General features: G+C 59.1%; 13 protein-coding genes and 1 tRNA gene. 3 read left to right on the top strand and 11 right to left on the bottom strand.

Going from position 1 to position 19,563, the window contains the following annotated elements; all coding sequences use genetic code 11:
* Positions 1 to 146 precede the first annotated feature (146 nt).
* Together yiaY and QN399_RS01600 are read left to right on the top strand one after the other, a co-directional pair.
* Entirely contained in the window at positions 147 to 1,295 is a 1,149-nt protein-coding gene (gene yiaY / locus QN399_RS01605; RefSeq protein ID WP_322181588.1) for an L-threonine dehydrogenase, read from the top strand.
* Between the two features lie 19 nt (positions 1,296 to 1,314).
* Positions 1,315 to 1,644 carry a DUF2025 family protein gene (locus QN399_RS01600; RefSeq protein WP_322181586.1) on the top strand — a complete coding sequence of 110 codons (330 nt, stop codon included), beginning with the start codon at positions 1,315 to 1,317 and terminating at the stop codon, positions 1,642 to 1,644.
* An 83-nt stretch (positions 1,645 to 1,727) separates the two neighbouring features.
* On the opposite strand, the gene QN399_RS01595 is transcribed toward QN399_RS01600, so the two are convergent.
* Positions 1,728 to 2,402: a TIGR02466 family protein gene (locus QN399_RS01595; RefSeq protein WP_323566305.1), complete on the bottom strand. Its 675-nt coding sequence runs from the start codon at positions 2,400 to 2,402 to the stop codon at positions 1,728 to 1,730.
* A gap of 269 nt (positions 2,403 to 2,671) precedes the next feature.
* Here QN399_RS01595 and QN399_RS01590 point away from each other — a divergent pair, with 269 nt between their 5' ends.
* Positions 2,672 to 4,810 (top strand): methyl-accepting chemotaxis protein, encoded by a 2,139-nt coding sequence (locus tag QN399_RS01590; RefSeq protein WP_330200472.1) that lies wholly within the window; start codon positions 2,672 to 2,674, stop codon positions 4,808 to 4,810.
* 190 nt (positions 4,811 to 5,000) lie between these two features.
* Here the strand turns inward: QN399_RS01590 and QN399_RS01585 are convergent.
* The 10 genes from QN399_RS01585 to QN399_RS01540 form a co-directional block, all read right to left on the bottom strand.
* Positions 5,001 to 5,074, bottom strand: a tRNA-Gly gene (locus tag QN399_RS01585).
* A gap of 193 nt (positions 5,075 to 5,267) precedes the next feature.
* Positions 5,268 to 6,152: an alpha/beta hydrolase gene (locus tag QN399_RS01580; RefSeq protein ID WP_322181578.1), complete on the bottom strand. Its 885-nt coding sequence runs from the start codon at positions 6,150 to 6,152 to the stop codon at positions 5,268 to 5,270.
* A gap of 308 nt (positions 6,153 to 6,460) precedes the next feature.
* Complete coding sequence (locus tag QN399_RS01575) at positions 6,461 to 7,153, bottom strand: pseudouridine synthase (RefSeq protein WP_330200471.1); 693 nt, start codon at positions 7,151 to 7,153, stop codon at positions 6,461 to 6,463.
* Between the two features lie 44 nt (positions 7,154 to 7,197).
* Complete coding sequence (locus tag QN399_RS01570; protein WP_322182837.1) at positions 7,198 to 7,422, bottom strand: cysteine-rich CWC family protein; 225 nt, start codon at positions 7,420 to 7,422, stop codon at positions 7,198 to 7,200.
* Between the two features lie 22 nt (positions 7,423 to 7,444).
* Entirely contained in the window at positions 7,445 to 8,932 is a 1,488-nt protein-coding gene (locus QN399_RS01565) for a sensor domain-containing diguanylate cyclase (protein ID WP_330200470.1), read from the bottom strand.
* Positions 8,933 to 9,012: 80 nt separating this feature from the next.
* A complete protein-coding gene (locus QN399_RS01560; protein WP_330200469.1) occupies positions 9,013 to 12,363 on the bottom strand; it encodes a DUF6543 domain-containing protein in 3,351 nt (1,116 codons plus the stop codon).
* Positions 12,364 to 12,532: 169 nt separating this feature from the next.
* Positions 12,533 to 14,344, bottom strand: coding sequence for an allophanate hydrolase (gene atzF, locus QN399_RS01555; RefSeq protein WP_330200468.1), 1,812 nt, complete (start codon positions 14,342 to 14,344; stop codon positions 12,533 to 12,535).
* A 30-nt stretch (positions 14,345 to 14,374) separates the two neighbouring features.
* On the bottom strand, positions 14,375 to 17,992 hold the full coding sequence (gene uca / locus QN399_RS01550) for an urea carboxylase (RefSeq protein ID WP_330200467.1): 3,618 nt from the start codon (positions 17,990 to 17,992) through the stop codon (positions 14,375 to 14,377).
* 198 nt (positions 17,993 to 18,190) lie between these two features.
* Positions 18,191 to 18,820 carry an urea amidolyase associated protein UAAP2 gene (locus QN399_RS01545; protein WP_322181565.1) on the bottom strand — a complete coding sequence of 210 codons (630 nt, stop codon included), beginning with the start codon at positions 18,818 to 18,820 and terminating at the stop codon, positions 18,191 to 18,193.
* A gap of 11 nt (positions 18,821 to 18,831) precedes the next feature.
* Complete coding sequence (locus QN399_RS01540) at positions 18,832 to 19,557, bottom strand: urea amidolyase associated protein UAAP1 (RefSeq protein ID WP_322181563.1); 726 nt, start codon at positions 19,555 to 19,557, stop codon at positions 18,832 to 18,834.
* Between the last annotated feature and the right edge of the window lie 6 nt (positions 19,558 to 19,563).

Raw genomic sequence — 19,563 nt, 5'->3', positions numbered from 1 at the left:
GCCGGGACTTTATCACGCCTATCGGCTGATCCCGACGTTGATGCCGGTATTGAGCCAGATCAATGCGAAATGTTTGCAATCAGAAGATGCTGCACGCATTCGCCAAACCGGATCGACTGGCTTGGCTTGGTTACAGGGGACTTGCCATGAGCAGCACTTTCTTTATTCCTGCGGTGAACATCATGGGCATTGGCTGCATGGCCGAAGCGATGACCGCCATCCGCAACTTCGGATTTCACAAAGCGTTGATCGTAACCGACGTCGGGCTGGCCAAGGCCGGTGTTGCGGCGAAAATCGTCGGGTTGTTGGCCGAACAGGACATCGATGCCTTGGTGTTCGACGGCGCACAACCCAACCCTACCGTGGGTAACGTTGAGAAGGGCCTGGCGCTGCTCAAGAACAGCGGCTGCGATTTCGTAATCTCCCTCGGCGGCGGCTCGCCCCACGATTGCGCAAAAGGTATCGCATTGTGCGCGACCAACGGCGGGCACATCAGCGACTACGAAGGTGTCGATCAGTCGGCCAAGCCGCAGTTGCCTGTAGTTGCAATCAACACCACGGCGGGCACAGCCAGCGAGATGACGCGGTTTTGCATCATCACTGACGAAGTCCGCCACATCAAAATGGCCATCGTCGACCGTAATGTCACCCCCGTGCTCTCCGTCAACGATCCCGGATTGATGGTCGCGATGCCTAAAGCGCTCACGGCAGCCACGGGCATGGACGCACTGACCCACGCCATTGAAGCCTACGTCTCAACGGCCGCTACCCCGATCACCGATGCCTGCGCCCTGAAAGCCATGGCGCTGATCGCCGATAACCTGCGCCAGGCCGTGGCCAATGGCAGCGACATGGTTGCGCGGGAAAACATGGCGTATGCGCAGTTTCTCGCGGGCATGGCGTTCAACAACGCCTCCTTGGGTTACGTGCACGCGATGGCTCACCAATTGGGTGGCTTCTATAACTTGCCCCACGGCGTGTGCAACGCAATCTTGCTGCCCCATGTCGAAAGCTTCAACGCCAGCGTCTGCCCGTCACGGCTGACCGACATTGCCCACGCCATGGGTGAAGACACGCGCGGCCTCTCCCCCGACGACGGCAGCCGGGCGGCCATCGCCGCGATTCGCAATCTGTCCCGTGCCGTCGACATCCCTGCGGGCCTCAGAGAACTGGGCGTCAAGGAGGAAGACATTCCAACCCTGGCTGCCAACGCCTTGAAAGACGCCTGCGGCCTGACCAATCCGCGCCCGGCTGAACAGCTTCAGATCGAAGCGATTTTCCGCAGCGCACTTTGATACGTCCCAGAGGCTAACCATGAGCATTACCTCGAGCGTCATTTGTGACGCTTCCGACCTGCTTAAAGGCTTTGTCGGCTACCACCACAAAGCGGACCGGTACATCGTTCGTTTCAGCGAAGACGCCTTTGGCATGGACGTGCCCGACCATACCATCACGCCGACTCACGAATTCGTCTGGCAAGCTGGTGATAACCAGGTCATGACACTCAAGCGCGACCTGTTGGCGTTGTTGCTGGAGCAGAACATTGATGACCGGCTGAACATCACCGAGCCACTGCGGGTTTATGTAAGACGCGTGGATTTGCCGGAGATAACGGCAGTGCGGAAATTGAAGGGCGGGGTGTGAAGAGGCTCGAACGTCAGGACAGACCTGTGATTCCAGAACAGGAAACCGGTGTCTGTCCTTGATGGCACTGCGATAACGTCGGCTCAAATAGCAAAGTTGAACGCCACGGAAATCCTCGGCCGATCACCTTCGTAGCGACGCACAGCGTGCATTAGCCAGGAGGGAAACATCAGCAGCGTACCGCTTGAGGGCGTGACTGTGCTCGCGTAGCCTGCCGCCAGACAACCCGCGATGCGCATGCGCAGGGCGGGATTGAGCAGCGCCGGTGTGATCCCACGCGGGTCGATGAATTCCAGTTCGCCTCCGAGTTCAGGATTGTGCCCGCGACCGCCATCGTCTACCCAATACACTCCAGACCAAAATGCCCCCGGGTGCGCATGTAATGAGTTGGAGTGGCCCTTGCGGTTGATATTTGCCCATGCGCTGTAGCGCCACTGCAAATGAGCTTCTATGAGACCGTGCTCCGGCGAGCTGATGGCTGACAGCTGGTTGGCCAGCTCCTGTGCGAAGGCGACCAGTTTTGCGCCAGGCTCACCAGCCCACGTGGCGAAGTCGTCCTGAGATTGCCAGCCGCCATCGTTACTGTGCAATGTGCCAAGGTCGTGTGCCGAACGCTCCAGGATGACCGACCGCAGTTGTTCGTTCAGAAGCTCATGCTCTGGGTGGATCAAGCTGGCGATAGGCGTGGCGAATAGACGAGTGATCTTGATCAGGTCAGCATCGACCTGATCTGAACACGCGTGACTGTTGGCAGGCATGATGCGGATATCCGGGTTGAAGTGGATATTTTATACACTCCCCGGCGCGACTATCTCCAGTCTCATCGGGTAACGGTTCTGGTACGTATTCGGTACATGGGGCTAACCGATCACGATCATCGGCGATCCGTGTGGCCTCGACCCAAAAAGGCCTCGGTCTCAAGTTACGAGGCCCAAGGCCGTTACAAATATATAACTACAAGAATATGGCGGGTAACACCGTATGCGACTCTCGCCATCCTCCCGGCCGGTCCACTATGAGAACACTTATGTTCGATAACTTTTCTATCCGCCTGAAGATTGTATTGCTCTCAGGACTTTGCCTGCTGGGTGTGGTTGGATTGATCGTCGGGATGAATTTTTACCAGACTAACCAGAATGACCAACTGGTCGGCGCCTCAAGCAAGAAAATGCTCACCGACAGTGTGCAGAACCTGTTACAGGCAAAGGCGACGGAAAAAGCGCTACGGGTACAAAAGACATTTGGTGACAGTCTGCTGATCGTCAATGCAATGGCCGACCAAGTCGTCGACATACGCACCATGGCCGGTCACCGCTCACTGGACGCCGCCGCGCTGCGCGAAGAGCTCAACCACAGCCTGGGCACCGTCTTTGAACGCAACACCGGCGTGCTGGGTATCTGGCTATCCTTCGAGCCTAACGCACTGGATGGTCGAGACACTGAGTTTGCCAATGACGCCAAGCACAGTGCCAACGAAGTGGGACGGTTTTCCTCTTACTGGAGCCGTGCCGATGACACTAGCCTGAACACCGTCATTCTCGAAAGCGACATGACCAAGACTGAACTGAACCTCAGCGGTATGCCCTACAACACCTGGTACACCTGCGCGCTCCATAGTGGCAAGACCTGCCTGCTTGAGCCCTACGCCGACACGGTCGGCGGCAAACTGGTGTTGATGACAACCATCGCCGTGCCCGTTCGTGTCGACGGCAAGGTCATCGGTGTGGTGGGTGTGGACCTGGCCCTGAGTTCGCTACAGGCAGAGGCGGTCAGCTCCCAGAAAGAACTGTTCGACGGCGCCGGGCACATGCTGATTGTCTCGGGCAGTGGCTTGTTGACAGCCAACAGCGTCGACGCCGGCACCCTGGGCAAAGGCATTGAGCAGGTCTTGGGCGGCGACGGTAAGGACATCCTCCGGGCGATCGGCACCAACAAGGTCAGCGTGGTCAAACAGGGCGACGTGATCCGGGCGATTTTTCCGGTGACACCGATCCCCGGTGCTACCCCTTGGGGTGTGGTCATCGACTTGCCAGAACAGGTGCTCCTGGCCGACGCGGTCAAATTGCAGGCCGTGCTCGACGCCGCGAAAACCAGTGGCACCGTCAAGGCTCTGTTGGTCGCAGCCCTCGCGGGTCTACTGGGTCTGCTGCTGATCTGGCTGACGGCCTCGGGCGTGACTCGGCCGATCAACAGTGTGGCGGCCATGCTCAAGGACATTGCCAGCGGTGACGGCGACCTGACACAGCGCCTGAAATACGCCAAGCGCGATGAACTCGGTGAACTGGTCAGCTGGTTCAACCGCTTCCTCGACAAACTGCAACCGACCATCGCCCAGATCAAACAAAGCGTCACCGAAGCCCGTGCAACCGCCGACCAGTCTTCAGGCATCGCCCGTCGTACCAGTGATGGCATGCAGGTGCAGTTTCGCGAAATCGATCAGGTGGCAACAGCCTCCAACGAGATGAGCGCTACCGCTCAGGACGTTGCCAGCAATGCCTCAAGTGCGGCCAGTGCTGCTCGAGGTGCTGACCAGTCGGTCAAGGACGGTTTGACGATCATCGAGCGCAGTACACGCGATATCACCCTGCTGGCCGAAGAAGTCAGTAATGCCGTGACCGAAGTCGAAGCGTTGGCGGTCAATAGTGAGCAGGTGGGTTCGGTGCTGGAAGTGATCCGCAGCATTGCCGGGCAAACCAACCTGTTGGCCCTCAATGCCGCCATCGAGGCTGCGCGTGCCGGCGAAAGCGGGCGCGGTTTTGCGGTAGTCGCCGACGAGGTACGCAACCTCGCCAAGCGCACCCAGGATTCCGTGGAAGAGATTCGCCACGTGATCGAGCGCATCCAAAGCGGCACTCGCGGCGTCGTGCAGACCATGCATTCAAGCCACAGCAAGGCCCAGGAGAACGCTGAGCACATTCATCAAGCGGTTCAGGCTCTGAGCAAAATCAGTGACGCAGTCACGGTGATCAGCGACATGAACCTGCAGATCGCCAGCGCGGCCGAACAGCAAAGCGCCGTCGCCGAAGAGGTCAACCGCAACGTCTCGGCCATTCGCACCGTCACCGAGACCCTTGCCGGTCAGGCCACCGAGTCGGCGCAGGTCAGCCACCAACTCAACGCCTTGGCGACTCACCAGATGAAACTGATGGATCAGTTTCGCGTTTGAAGGTCCTGCGCGGTGAGTCAAATGCTCAGACGAGATTTGACTCACGGCAGCGGCTTGCGCGTTAAGCCGTCATTTCCCCATGGCCGACCGCTATACGAAAACTTACAGGCATAAAAAAACCGGCTAAGAGGCCGGTTTTTTGGTTTTCACTGCTCTCCTCTATACGCGGGAACATGTGAAGTCAGGAAAGTGGAGCGGGTGGCGGGAATCGAACCCGCGTGATCAGCTTGGGAAGCTGGAGTAATACCATTATACGACACCCGCTTTGAGCGGCTGACTTTGTACCAGATGTCGGCGCTGAACTGAAGCGCTATTTTTTCCAGGTGGGTTTTTCTGGCGTTTTTTTCGGGTAAACCTGCTGCGTGACAGATTACGTCGTCACGTGAAACACGCATTCCCTGTAGGCGCTGCCGAAAACTGCGCTCGATAGCGACCTACAAGGGCGAGTGATTTCAGTTCACAGTGCAAATGCATGGTGGCTCTGTACCTGGGTGTAGCGTGGCCGTTTTGCGACGGGTGTGGGCTTGAGGAAACTCAACAAGGCCTCTTGCGAGTCGCGGCAGGCGGCTTTGTGTTCCATGTCCAGAAAGTGGCCGGTGGCCCGGAGGGTGCAGAACTCGCTATGGCGCACGTGGTCGCCGAAAAGCTGGGCGTCGTCTGCTGCGGTGTATTCGTCCCACTCGCCGTTGAGGAATAACACGGGCACGTCGATGCGTTTCGCGGCGTCGACGTAGCACAGTTGGTCAGTGGTCAGCACTTGGCTGATATGAAAGTGCATTTGCACGTATTCATGGATATCCAGGCTGCTGACATGCCGGTAGTTGAAGCGCTTGAACAACGACGGCAAGTGTTTACCGATGGTGTTGTTCACCAGATAGCCGACCTCGTGGCGATCAAACGCACCGAGGTGCTTGACGCCGCGTTCGAGGTAATCGCGCATGTGTTCGTTGACCACGGGTGAGAACGAGCTGATGACAGCTTTTTCAATACGTCGTGGTTTCTGCGCCAGGGCAATCAAGGTTGCTGCACCGCCCCAGGAAAAGGACAGCACATGTTCGGCGGCGAAGTGGTCGATCAGCTCAAGCAGGATCTGACCTTCGAGCTCTTTGGTTAGCGGCTGCCGGTGCAGGTTGTGCGCTTTGGATTTGCCCGCGTAGGGTTGGTCGTACAGCACCACGTTGAATTGCGGGTGCAGGTTGCGAACGGTCTGAGCAAAGGACGCAGTAGTGGCCATCGAGCCGTTGACCAGAATAATGGTCTTTTCTGCGGCATCTGCGCGGTAGAACTCCGTGTAAACCCGGAACTGACCTTGTATATCAAGCACAGCGATTTCTGGCCTCATAACATAGACTCCTGGCGAAAACAGGTATGCGCGCAAAAGAGGTTGCACGAGTTTCGTGACAGGTAGGCATGCGCCTGGAAAGGGGGCCCCATGTCGATCCGAAACGATCTGTTCGACAGGTATTGTTATTGGCGGGCGGTTTGTCGGCACGGAACCTGAGGTTCTCGAGACGGCAAAAAGTTTCTTAGAATGAGTGGGTGACCAATCAGTCACATGGAGACTGACGATTGGATTCAAGCAGGCTCGGGGACAACCCGCAAGTGCCATTGGTAAATTGTTGGACAACTTCTGCTGAGTGGTCGGTTTGATCAGATCGCGAGGATTTCTTCGGTGCTCAAGGCGCGGTATTGCCCAGGCGCCAAATCGGCGTCCAGTTGCAGGGGGCCCATGCGCTCGCGATGCAGGCGCAGGACTTTATTGTTGAAGTGGCCGAACATGCGTTTGACCTGATGGTAGCGGCCCTCGACGATGCTCAGCCGCGCGCAGTGAGGCCCCAACAGGGTCAGTTCGGCGGGCTGAGTGGTGAGGTCTTCAAACGCGAAATAAAACCCTTCAGCGAATTTTTGTACGTAGTCGTCGCTGATCGTTTGCTCGGTTTCTACGTAGTAAATTTTTGCCAGCTTGGTCTGCGGCTGGGTCAATCGTCGCGACCACACACCGTCATTGGTGATCAGCATCAGGCCCGTGGTGTTGAAATCAAGTCGACCGGCGATGTGCAGGTCTTCTTTGTCCGGCTCATCCAGCAAGTCGAGCACCGTTGGATGCTGTGGGTCGAGCGTCGCGCTGACGCAGCCCGGTGGTTTGTGCAGCATGAAATAGCGTGCCGGTTTGCCGGCTTGCAATACGTCGTCGTCGCATTCCACACGGGTGAACTCACGCACCTCGTGAAGGGGGTCGTTGACGGTCTGACCGTCGACCTTGATGCGCTTGGCCACCAACGCAAATCGCACATCTTTGCGGCTGAAGCGCGGCAGGTTGCTGAGGAATCGATCAAGACGCATGGCAGTGACAGACGACCGGGAAAGGGGCGGGCATGGTACGCGATCTAGTCGTTGGGCTTCGACTGAACGTCGGTTTCGATCTGCGCGCAACGCGGGCACAGGCAGGCAGCATTGCGCACTTCCAGCGGCAGCGCTTGGAGTACAGTCGGGTCGATACTGACTGAAAAGCACCAGCAGGGTTGCGTCGCCGTACGTGGGTCGGCGAGGGTGCAGCGGTTGCTGGCGCCGCAGACCGGGCAGCGGTCAGGATCGATTGAGCTTTTTTCCATCGTCTGGCTGTGCATGGCGCGCCTATTCAAACTGAGACCGGGCCCTCTCCATGCACACCCGATTGCGCCCGGTGTGTTTGGCGCGATACAACGCGTGGTCGGCGCGGGCAATCAGGCTGTGCAGGGTGTCGTCAGGCTGCAGTTCAGTCAGGCCAACGCTGACGGTGATCTGCAACGACGTGGCGGAAAAGGTGTAGGAGTGCTGCTCTGCCAGCAGACGGATTTTTTCCGCGACTTGCTGAGCGCTGGCGCTGTTGGTGTCCTTGAGCAGGATGATGAACTCTTCGCCGCCCCAGCGACAAATGATATCCGACTGACGCAGGCAGCTTTGCAGGTCCTGAGCGAAGCCTACGAGCACTTCATCGCCCGCCAGATGGCCATGGTCGTCATTGAGACGCTTGAAATGGTCGATGTCGATCAGTAGCGCCGCCAAGGGCTTGGGCTCGCGTTGCGCTTCCTGCATGGCCTTGAGCGCCATCAAATCGAAGCCGCGGCGATTGGGCAGGCCCGTGAGGCTGTCGAGGGTGGCCTGGGCTTCGATCTTACGCTGATAGCGGCCGATGGCCCGGTGCAGCAAGAACATGACCACCAGTGTCACTACCAGGCAGATGAACAGGTTCAGGTACAGCGACTGGCGGATATCGGTGAGGGCGCCGCCTTCCTGTTTGTCGACGAACAGGTACCAGTTCAGTTCTGGGATGAAGCGCACGTTGAGAAAATGGTTCTGGCCTTGCGTCTGGTATTCGAAACTGCCGGTCTGTGGCCTCGGCAGTTTGTCGTGCAAGTCGTTCAGGCCCGGCATGTCCTTGAGGGACTGGCCGATGACGGCTCCCAGTGGTCCACCTTGAGCGCCCGTGAGCACAATCCGGCCGAAGGCGTCGACGAAATACACGCTCCGTTGATACCGCTGCTGATAACGATCGATTAGCTTGATCACCGCATCCACGGTCAGGCCCACACCCGTGGCGCCGATGAAGTTGTCTTTGTAATCGAACACCTTGTAGTTGATGAAGAAGGTCAGGTTGTCCTTGTTGGCCATGTCTGGATCGACGTTGATTTCGTAGGGCGCAGCCATGTCGCGTACCCGGTAGTACCAGATGTCGCGTGGCTCATTGGCGTCGATTTTCTTTAAGACGCCTTTGGCCTGGTAATACTTGAGGCTGGTATTGGAGACAAAAAAGGCCGTATAGGCGCTGTAGTGACTCATGACTTCGTTGAGGTAACGGGTCATTTGTTCCGGGTCGTGCTCGCCAGCCACCACCCAGTCACGCATGAAGGTGTCACGAGCCATCATTGATGAGATCAGGATCGGCCGGACCAGGTCTTTCTGGATCTCCGAATACACCGTGTCCGAGGTCAACGGCAGTTCGGTGTTGACGATGCTGTCGCGAATCGACGCCCGCGAGGCGTAATAACTGAGCAGAGATGTCGCCAGAAAACCGCTCCCCAGCAGGACCACCAACGTCAGGATCAACGAACGCTGGGAATTGAGTGGAGAGCGAAGTGGCATGACGAGTCCGGTGAGGAGAAGATCAATAGAGGTCGCATGCTAGCGTGTTGCTACTGTTCTGCGCTATGGCCGATTCAGGTTCACGGTGTAATCGGCATGTTCGCGGTCGGTGCTATATACGCGGGTGAGCGGCCTATCAAAGAGTTGATGGCAGAACAACGGCAGTGCACCAATAAAATTTTGTCGTAGTGGATACCCTGTTCAGACAATGATTTGAAAAGATCCTGCAGGTTCGGATAAGTCATGCCGAGGCGATTTCTGACAGTCAGTACGTCCATGGGCGTAGCGGGAAGACCGTTTAAAGGCGACAGGTTCGAATGACGCACCACGTGACTGATTTCTTGATACGTCTCGCCGCGAGTACTCTGGAATTTCATCAGCGAATAATTCTTGATATTGCCCGGAAGGGATGTTCCGGCCAGCACCTTATCGGTGATGGCATACGGCGGCAGCGGGCCTGGAGGACGCGCGAGGCTGTTGTTTGCGTTATTTAAAATAGAAAACGGTTTGACCCTCTGGCTCACGACTCGGTGAAGCGTTGGGTCGACCAGCTCATAACCATGGGGTGCGTAGGTTCTAAGTTCGGTGCCATTGGGGATCCGTGCAGTGTTAGTCCACGGCAAGTAATGCCCGTGTGTACTTACAACCAGGGTTCTGGCTTGAGCCTTGTCCGAGGTCCAGAGCAGGAATTTTCGACCAAGCTTCCATACTTTGACGGGTAAGGTGCCGAAGGTGCTATGACCGGGAATGTTCCAGGTCTTGAGCAGGCTGTTGGTATTGAAAAATGTTTCCAGGCGGGTTTTACGGGCATTCATTGATCGGCCAAGCCAGGAGCCGAAGCTTTTTGTGGCGGCGGACGTAGCGCTAGCCCCCGCTATGGCTGTTTTCCCCAGAACGTTGAATGTGTTGAACAAACGCAGCAATCGGGGGGTGTAGGGCGCCAGCTGCAACAGCCCTAAAGACAGCACGTTGAGCGCTGTCTGGGTTTTTTCGGTGTTCCGGTTTCCCGGTAATGCTGCTGTCGCGATGCCCAGGTAGATGGACCCGGCGTGAGTCGCAAGAGAGGCCAGCGCCACGGGCGTCAGCAGCAGCGACATGGGCGCCAGCAACAGCTGTAGGTGGTTGAGCTGACGCGTCCAATAGCGCAGCGAAACTTCTTTCGAGGTCACGATGTGTTCATTCGCATCATCTTGATAGTTGCGCTCAAGCGTCTCGCGCATGAAGACGAACGGCGACGAAGTAATGGGCTGCTCGCAGAGGGCTCGGGCTTTGGCTTTATGCAGGTCGTTGGCGTAAACCACGTCTGTCCAGGGCCGAAGCAGGGAGGAAGCCGGGTCGGGGATGCTGTTACCGCTCCAAACATCAAGAAGATACATAAACTTCTCGTGGAGTCTGACCGGTATATAGCTCAACAGCATGCGTTGCCACTGCTTATCCTTGGCGGCGGTTTGTATATAACGGGTAAGTTCGATGTCGCGACTGAATTCGATAAATGCCACCGACTGACCGGCCTGGTACAGCACCGTCAAGGGTGTGTCGGCGTGGGTGAATACCAGCAGACCGGCACAGGGTTGGCATTGCGTGCCTTCTATCAGCGAGGGTTTCAGGTAAAAACCCAACGCTTTGCAGCGGATGCTGGTAGACGTCGTGTCCAGCATTTCGACGATGAGATCGAATCCAGCGCGTGTTAACTGTTTCTGTTTGAGGCTGATCACTGCCTGCGCCATAAAGGTTGTCTTGAACGACTGCTCGATAGCAGTTCCCTGCTTCTCCCAAAACCGGTTGAGTTGTTTCGACATCAGGTCAAGAAAGTTAATGCTCCTGATGTGGCTTTCGATGACCTCCGGGGATATCTCAAGCGCAGCGCCTTCGGACCATTGCCCCTTGCCTGTGGGGTCGGTGTAAACCGTCGTACGGGCGCCGTTATCGATATAACCCACCGGCCGCTCGACCCGGTAGTTACTCAACAGGGCGTTGCTCAGGCTGATCGGGGTTTCGTCGGGGGGTTGAACATACGTGATGGGCGAGTGGGCGCTACCCAATGGGGTGGTCGATGTGCCTCGAACATAGCGAATGAAAACATGATCCGGATTCACATCCAGTTGATGGTCGTTTTTCAGGTAGCCGCGCATCAGTCGGTTGGCGGCCATCAGTGGGTTGGGTATCCGCTTCACGATATCCGGCTGAAGTTCCCAGCGATCAAGAACGCTCACCAGGGTCAGGCCGCGTTCGACCAGCATGAACAAGGCGTCCGTGTGGGTGTGTTGTGAGTGCTGCTTGAATGAAAACGCTTTCTGGGCGCGGGTGAGCGCGGAAAAAATATCCTCATCGAGAGTTTTTATATCGAGAGTGAAGGGCGAGTTCCCTTGTTTGTCGGCAGCGTCCAGATACGACGCGAGCCAGGGCGACGTGTTCAACGCGTCGAGGAGTTTTTGCCTCATTAACTCAGGGTTGTCGCTGATGTATTCGAAAACGGCAGGTTTTTGACCGGTGATGTGAATAAAACTGTGCGATGTATTTTTTGAGGTCAGCTGAAAGATGCCCGGCAGGATTTGGTCATTCAGCAGCACTACACGGACGACCGTGCGCTCGCCTTTGGCTGATGTTTCCAGGGTTTCAACGGTGGTGGGGAACCGGTCGAGTCCCATGGCTTCAAGCGTCAGGTTATAACCGTCCAGGCTGATCATTTTACGCGTGTGGTACCGGCCCAGCGTGTCGAGAAATGAAAGTTTGGCGAGGGTGCGATACGTCAGTTCATGCCTGGCCCAGAAGACGGCAAGTAGGGTCTCGTAGTGTCGAGGCCAGTCCGCCTTGTCGATCAGCGTGAGGACCAGGGTTGTGCTCAGCGAAGGTGTTGCCTCATCAAACAGGCGCTCAGGTTCAGCGCTCTGCATCAGGGCATAAAAACTGGCTGCATCGAAAGAGGTAACCGCCACGTCGGTGAGGGACAGACGCCGCGTGTAAAGTTCTTGCCCATCGACAAAGACGGCCGGACGCGTATCGGTCGTGAAGTTCATGTAAATATGGTCCGGCAGGGAGGGCTTGCCGGTCTGCTCAAATAAAAGCCGAGTCAGTTGTTCGTTGACATAGGCGTGCACTCCCGGCGGGCAGTCCATGTCCATCTGCCAGGCTTTCAAACTCAAGGTCGACATGGCGAGCAGTCTGGCGGCGCGGCTCTTTCTGAGCGTGGCGAGTTGTTTGTGGTTTAGCGCTGTGGCGGGTGGCGGTTCCTGCGACAGTCCCTCCAGATGATCGTCGGGCGTTGCGTAATAAAACGGCGACAGCGCAAAGGCTCCAGAGGAAGGTAGGGTATCGCTCTGTTCACTGTGGTTGCCGGTCAGGTGCGTAAGTGCGGGGTGTTCGAGGCTGTATGTTGGGGCGGGTGCAGGGCGTGCTGGAACAGGGGGGACTGGATTTTCTGGGTCATTCATGTGGATGGCTGAACGTGATGAGGGGCGCGTCACTGTGTCATCAGGGATCTCTTCATGTCGTACATCTATGTAACGACGGGGTGCGTGTAAACAGGGGTATGCAGGACGCTGTGGCTGCGCACTGAAACGTGCGCAGCCACGTTCGTCGTCGGGCTACTTAATGGTTGGGTCAGGCACTCAAATAGGCGCGCCATCCGCCTAGGTGGCTGATATCTGTCGCGCCCTCCAGGCCATAAGGTTCGCAGATGAAACCGCTTTCCCAGCGTCCGTCGGCCAACTGAACCTTGCCCAGGCCCAAGGGTGCCGGAATGCCGGTGAGGAATGACCCCAGTTCGCGGCTTGGCAGTTCCCAGACTTCCACGGCAATCGCTACGCCGCCTTGCGCGACCCGCAGCATGCCGGGCCGAAACGGTGGTCCACCGGCCAATGCGTAGAGCTGGTAATCCGCCGAGCTTTGGGTGACCTCCAGCAAGCGGCCACCGCGCTGCTTGAGTTGCCAGTTCAGCGCCAGGCCATCCAGGTGCGCGCCGCACACCACTAAGCGTGCCATGTCGTTGCGGGCGACAGTGGTCGGTGCTGACAGGTTGGGTGCGTGGCCGCCGATCACCGGCAGGCCGGTATGGCGTTGCAGGGCGTCGGCCAGGCTGAGCAGATAGTGATCAGTGAAGACCCGACCGAACAGGGTCATGCCCCACGGCAGGCCGTTGTCCATGAAGGCACTCGGTACGGCGACGGCGGCGTAGTCCAGCAGGTTCATGAAATTGGTGTAGTAACCCAATTCCGAGTTGCGCAGCACCGGTTCAGCCTCCAGTTCGGCGAGGGTCACCGGGCGACCGATGGAGGGCGTCACTACGCAGTCGAGACCTTCAAGGGCTTTGTCGCACAGGGCTTTGAGCGTTTGCAGGCGGTAGTGCGCACGGAACGTTTGCACGCCGGTCACGGCCGGTGCTTTCGACAGTACTGCGCGGATCACCGGCAATACCGCTTCTGGGTTGTGCTCCATCAGTTCGCCCGCAACGCTGTAGCGTTCGGCAACCCATGGGCCGTCATACAGCAGGCGCGCAGCTTCTAGGAAGGGTGACAGGTCCAGCGTCACTGCTTCGCCGCCCATCGCGGTCAGACGGTCGATGGCATCGCCGAACAGCAGGGGCCCTTGCTCGCAGCCGAAGAACGCCAGGTCCTGCGCACGGGGTACGCCGAAACGAAACGGGCGGGGCGCACCGAACGCAGAGGCGTCGTTCCACAGCGGGTTGCTGCGGCTGTATTCGTCACGCGAATCGAGTCGGGCTACCAGGCCGAGCAACTGGCTGGCTTCGCGCGCGGTGGCGGTGAAAGTGGTCACGCAATCAAGGGTGCGGCAGGCGGGCACCACCCCGGCAGTGGAGATCAGGCCCTTACTGGCCTTGAGTCCCACCAGATTGTTCAGTGCTGCGGGCACTCGGCCGGACCCGGCGGTGTCGGTGCCGAGGGCGAAGCTGGCGACGCCGAGCGCCACGGCCAACGATGATCCTGCGCTGGAGCCGCCTGACGGGTACTCGGCCAGCACACTGTTCGGGCAGGCCCCATAGGGGGAGCGGCTGCCATTCAGCCCGGTGGCAAACTGGTCGAGGTTGGTTTTGCCCAACGGAATTGCGCCGAGGCCGATCAACTGCTCGACGATGGTCGCCGAGCGCTCCGGGGTATAGGTGAATGCCGGGCAGGCGGCGGTCGTGGGGATGCCGGCCAGGTCGATGTTGTCTTTGATCGCGAACGGCACGCCATACAGCGGCAGGTCGTTGAGGTCGCTGTTTTCCAGCGCGGCCAGATAGGGTTCCAGCTCGGTAGCACTCAGCAGATGGATGAACAGGTGATAGTCCGGGTTCAACGCAGCGGCTTTTTCGCGCAGGGCGAGGATCAGTTGCCGAGGTGTCTGGCGACCGTCTTGATACGCGGCGCGAACGCTGTCGAGGCGCAGGTCGCTTGAATGCAGGTCATGGCTCATGGCGTAATTCCGTCAAAAAAATAAGTAAGTTCAGTCAGCTTCAAGCACCACGACCCGCTGCCCGGCGCGCACCGCCGAGCCGGGCTGCACCCTTACTTCAAGCACGGTGCCAGCCAGGGTTGCCAGTAGCGGAATTTCCATCTTCATCGACTCCAGAATCACCAGCACATCGCCCACTTCAACCCGATGGCCGACCTCGACCTGCACCTGCCACAGGTTGCCGGCGATATGGCTGTCGATGCCGTGCTGGCCTGCGTCAAGAGGGGCGTCGTCGGTGGCTGGGATAGCGGCTTCGTCGCTTTCAAAATGTGCCTGACCGCTGGCGATCCAACGTTCGCGTTCGGCGTTGAAGGCCCCTTGCTGCTGAGCACGAAATGCGGCGATACCCTCGGCTTCACGGGCGAGAAAAGCCTGATAGTCAGCCAGGTTCAAGGTGCTGTGCTCGATGCTTAGCGGGTACCGGCCCAAGGGAAAATCGCGGCGGATGCGCAGCAGCTCTTCGGCGCTGACCGGGTAAAAACGAATCTGATCGAAGAAGCGCAGCAGCCACGGTTTGCCATCGAACGCCGCGACTTCGCGGTAGCGGTTCCACATCTGCAACGTGCGCCCGACAAACTGATAACCACCGGGGCCTTCCATGCCGTACACGCACATATAGGCGCCACCGATGCCGACCGAGTTCTCTGCCGTCCAGGTCCGTGCCGGGTTGTACTTGGTCGTCACCAGCCGGTGCCGTGGGTCGAGCGGGGTGGCGACAGGCGCGCCGAGGTACACGTCGCCCAGGCCCATCACCAAGTAGCTGGCGTCGAACACCGTGCGCTGCACTTGGTCGAGGTTGGGCAGGTCGTTGATGCGGCGGATGAACTCCAGGTTGCTTGGGCACCACGGGGCGTCCTTGCGCACGGTAGTCATGTATTTCTCGATGGCCAACTGGCACGCCGGATCATCCCAGGACAGCGGCAAGTGCACGATTCGCGACGGCACTTGCAGGTCTTTGGCGGCGCACACGGCGTCCCATTCGCCGACGACGATATCCAGTAAATCCGCAAGCGGCAGTTGTTCGGGCTGGTAATGCACTTGCAGGGAACGAATGCCCGGCGTCAGGTCGATCACGCCCTGTAGCGCTTTGGCTTCGAGGGCCTGCATCAGCGCATGACCGCGAAAGCGCAGTACCAGGTCCAGCTCGGGTGCGCCGATTTCCAGGAGCAAATGAGTGTCGCCAGACAGACGCGCCATCAGCCGTGTGTCGTCCTGGCCGATGTCCAATACAACAGGTGAAATTAACCCTTGTGCTAGCGAGCTCATTCGCGATGAGGCCAGATCTGGCACCGCGTCGCTTTCCTCGTGAGCACGTTCGCTCATGCAGAAGATCGTGCGTGCAGCATCGATACTGACCGGATGGAACTGCACGTTGTCGCCGGCCTTGAGTTGCCCCAGTTGCCAGAGGTCGGCTTCGATGATGGTCACCGGGCAGACGAAACCGCCCAGGCTCGGGCCATCCGGGCCAAGGATGACCGGCATGTCGCCAGTGAAATCCACGGCGCCGATGGCGTACGGGTTGTCGTGGATGTTCGAGGGGTGCAAGCCCGCTTCGCCACCGTCGGCGCGGACCCATTCCGGCTTGGGACCAATCAGGCGGACGCCTGTACGGCTGGAGTTGAAATGCACTTCCCATTGGGTGGCGAAGAAGGTCTCGATGTAGCGCTCGGTGAAATATTCCGGCGCGCCATGGGGGCCGTAAATGACCCGGATCTGACGCACGGCAGGCAAGGCGTGAAGCTGGTCGTCCGGTACGCGCTGACCGATGCTGCGGTCACTCAGGGCTGGAATGTGCAGCACGTCGCCAGCCCGCAAAGCGCGGCCGCCATGCCCGCCAAATTGACCCAGGGTGAACGTGCTTTTGCTGCCCAGATAGTCCGGCAGCTCCAACCCGCCGCGCACACAGAGGTAGCTTCGTGCACCGGCGCCCGCGATGGTGCCCAGCGCCAGGGTTGAACCGGCGGGTACCAGCAACGCGGTATTCAGCGCCTGAGGCTGACCGTCCAGGGTCAGCGGAATCGGCGCGCCGGTGATGGCAACCACGGCGTCGGTGTTGAAGCGCAGCAGCGGGCCGCTCATGGTGATTTCCAGCGCGGCACAGCCTTCGGCGTTGCCCAGCAGGCGGTTGCCCAGACGCAGTGCGCGACTGTCCATTGGCCCGGACGGCGGCACACCGACCGCCCAGTAACCGAGACGCCCGGGATAGTCCTGCACGCTGGTCTGGGTACCGCCACTCAGCACTTCAAAGGTGTTGGCGCGATACACCAGACCTTCCAGGCACCGAGTCCATGGCTGGCCACTGGCGAAGGGCGCGTCGAGCAGAATCTGCCGCAGGTAATCGCGGTTGGTTTCCACGCCATACAGGTGGCTGTCGCTCAGCGCTTGAGCAAGTCCGGCGCTGGCCTGCTCACGGGTTGGCGCCCAACTGATCAGCTTGGCAATCATGGGGTCGAAGAACGGCGGGATCTCGCAACCGGCTTCGACCCAGGTGTCGATGCGCAAGGTCTTGCCATCGGCGGTCGGGAAATTCACCGCAGTCAGCAAGCCGGGGCAGGGCTGGAAATCCCGGCCCGGGTCTTCGGCATACAGCCGCGCCTGAATCGCATGACCGTTCGCCTGCAAGCCCGTGCGCAACTGACTGAGTGGCGGTAGATCACCCGCTGCCAGCTGGACCATCCAGCTGACCAGATCGACGCCCCACACTTGTTCAGTGACCCCGTGCTCGACCTGCAAGCGGGTGTTCACTTCGAGGAAATAGAAACGCTGGTCCTCGCTGTCGAACACGAACTCCACGGTCCCGGCGCTGCGGTAATTGACCGCTTTGGCCAGCTTGATCGCTGCCGCACACAGTTCGTCGGCCATGCCGTCTGGCAGGTTCGGCGCCGGGGTTTCTTCGAGGACTTTCTGGTTGCGCCGTTGTACCGAGCAATCACGCACACCGAGGGCGATAACGTCGCCCTGGCCGTCGCCGAACACCTGTACTTCCAAGTGCCGGGCGCGCTGGATGTACTTCTCGATAAAGACGCCAGCGTCGCTGAAGTTGTTCTGTCCCAGACGTTTCACCGCGTCGAACGATTCGCTCAGTTCGAGCGCACTGCGGCACACGCGCATGCCGATCCCGCCACCGCCTGCTGTGCTTTTCAGCATCACCGGGTAGCCGATCTGTTCGCCCGCGTTGAGGGCGTCGTCGAGGCTGTCGAGCAGTTCGGTGCCCTTAAGCATCGGCACGCCGTGTTGCTTGGCCAGTGCGCGTGCCGTGTGTTTGAGGCCGAACACCCGAAGCTGGTCGGGTGTCGGGCCGACGAAGGCGATGCCAGCGTCTTCGCAGGCTTGGGCGAACGCGGCGTTTTCGGAGAGGAAGCCGTAACCGGGATGGATCGCCGTGGCGCCGCTGGCTTTGGCGATGGCGAGTATTTTATCCACCGCCAAATAGGTCCCGGCTGCGCCACCTTCACCCAGGCTATGGGCTTCATCGGCTTGAAGAATATGCAGGCTGGCGGCATCGGCTTCGGAATAGACCGCCACGCCCTTGACCTGCAAGGCGCGCAAGGTACGCAGGATGCGGCAGGCAATGGCGCCACGGTTGGCGATCAGCAGTGTCTTGAACATGGCATAAACCCCAGAAACCGATGGCTGATCGGTTTCTTGCCGGGAAGCGGGCCGTCCCGCTGTTTTCGTAGTGCCTCGAGGCCGTCCCCGATGGCGAAACCTGGTGCTCTTACAGGGGAGGCTGGCGCTTTGACGCCACGCACTGCCCGGAGCGGCTTTGGCACAGGCTGAATAACCAGCTGCGTAGCTTCAAAAGATTCAGTTCCATATCAGCAACTGCGCAGGTGTCGGGTTGTAGGCGTTGCACGGGTTGTTCAGTTGCGGGCAGTTGGAAATCAGCACGATCACGTCCATTTCCGCGCGCAGTTCGACGTATTTACCGGGCGCCGAGATGCCATCTTCGAAGGTCAGGCCGCCGTCTGCGGTGACCGGCACGTTCATGAAGAAATTGATGTTCGGGCCGATGTCACCTTTGCTCAGGCGACCGTCATGGGCACAGGCGCGCAGGTAGTTGTCGCGGCAACTGTGCATGTGACGTTTTTCCAGAGAGTAGCGCACGGTGTTGCTCTCCTGCGCGCAAGCGCCGCCGAGGGTGTCATGGCGTCCGCAGGTGTCTTCGACGATGGTCAGCATCGGTTTGCCGAGGTTGGAATACAGCACGCTGCCGGTGGTCAGGTACACGCTGTTCTGCCGCCGCAAGGTACGCTGCACGTCATACCGTTCGCGGGGGTTGGCCAGGCTGTAGAACAGCGTATCGACTGCTTGATTGCCTTCCAGGTCGAGGATGCGCAGGGTTTGTCCGGCCTTGACTTCGCTCAGCCAGGGCTCGCCTGCGGGGATGGTCGCGTTGTAGATCGCCGCTTCCGGCTGTTTGGAGAGTGTGGTCATGGCAGCGATCCTCAGGCGAACAGGCGATCAGTGTTGATAAAACCGCGCTCGTTTTCCGGGCGCGAGGTACGGCAGTACTCGGCGATGCTGGGATCGGCGTTCATCCAGCCGAGCTTGAGCGGTTTGGGGGCGTACTGTGGATCAGGGTCCATCGGGTGCTGCAGGGCGGTCAGCACCACCAGGGTGTCCATCGGCGCATACAGCTCGATGTAGTCACCGGCTTTGGAGTTGTTCGCAACGAAGTGAAAGTGTCCGTCTTCGTCGACCCGGACTTTGCTGAACAGGTTCAGGGTCATCAGCAGGTCGGACAGGCCCAGGCCCCATTTACCCAGTTCCACCAGCAGGTTATCGGTGCCGTTGCGAAAGAAGCCGTTGCGCAGTTCCTGATAGCGGCCTTGGCCATATTTTTCCGCGACCTCTTCAGCGCACAGCACCCCACCGAAGCTGTCGCTCCAGCCGCAGGTGTCCGCCGTGATCGCTGCCAGCACCCGGCCCATGTCCGAGTACAGGCAGTGGCCGGTGGTCAGTTTTGCGGTGTGTTGGCATTTGAGGCTGTCCGGCAGGTTCAGCCGTTCGGTTTTCTCGTTGGCGTTAAGCAGGGTCAGGCTGACGTTGGCGCCGCCACGGACGTCGGTCAGGCGCAGCAGTTGGCCGCGCTTGAGCACGAACGAACGGTGGCCGCCGCCGGGCAGGATTTCTTCAGCAAAGACGGGGAACAGGGATGTTGAGTCGGTCATGTGCGC

The sequence above is a fragment of the Pseudomonas sp. 10C3 genome (assembly GCF_036346185.1).
In the GTDB taxonomy this organism is placed as follows: domain Bacteria; phylum Pseudomonadota; class Gammaproteobacteria; order Pseudomonadales; family Pseudomonadaceae; genus Aquipseudomonas.
This window is presented reverse-complemented; position numbering and strand designations above follow the sequence as displayed.

Bases quoted from the DNA above. Each gene is read 5' to 3' on its own strand.
- yiaY (WP_322181588.1), top strand. From the start codon at position 147: ATGAGCAGCACTTTCTTTATTCCTGCGGTGAACATCATGGGCATTGGC.
- QN399_RS01600 (WP_322181586.1), top strand. From the start codon at position 1,315: ATGAGCATTACCTCGAGCGTCATTTGTGACGCTTCCGACCTGCTTAAA.
- QN399_RS01595 (WP_323566305.1), bottom strand. From the start codon at position 2,402: ATGCCTGCCAACAGTCACGCGTGTTCAGATCAGGTCGATGCTGACCTG.
- QN399_RS01590 (WP_330200472.1), top strand. From the start codon at position 2,672: ATGTTCGATAACTTTTCTATCCGCCTGAAGATTGTATTGCTCTCAGGA.
- QN399_RS01580 (WP_322181578.1), bottom strand. From the start codon at position 6,152: ATGAGGCCAGAAATCGCTGTGCTTGATATACAAGGTCAGTTCCGGGTT.
- QN399_RS01575 (WP_330200471.1), bottom strand. From the start codon at position 7,153: ATGCGTCTTGATCGATTCCTCAGCAACCTGCCGCGCTTCAGCCGCAAA.
- QN399_RS01570 (WP_322182837.1), bottom strand. From the start codon at position 7,422: ATGGAAAAAAGCTCAATCGATCCTGACCGCTGCCCGGTCTGCGGCGCC.
- QN399_RS01565 (WP_330200470.1), bottom strand. From the start codon at position 8,932: ATGCCACTTCGCTCTCCACTCAATTCCCAGCGTTCGTTGATCCTGACG.
- QN399_RS01560 (WP_330200469.1), bottom strand. From the start codon at position 12,363: ATGAATGACCCAGAAAATCCAGTCCCCCCTGTTCCAGCACGCCCTGCA.
- atzF (WP_330200468.1), bottom strand. From the start codon at position 14,344: ATGAGCCATGACCTGCATTCAAGCGACCTGCGCCTCGACAGCGTTCGC.
- uca (WP_330200467.1), bottom strand. From the start codon at position 17,992: ATGTTCAAGACACTGCTGATCGCCAACCGTGGCGCCATTGCCTGCCGC.
- QN399_RS01545 (WP_322181565.1), bottom strand. From the start codon at position 18,820: ATGACCACACTCTCCAAACAGCCGGAAGCGGCGATCTACAACGCGACC.
- QN399_RS01540 (WP_322181563.1), bottom strand. From the start codon at position 19,557: ATGACCGACTCAACATCCCTGTTCCCCGTCTTTGCTGAAGAAATCCTG.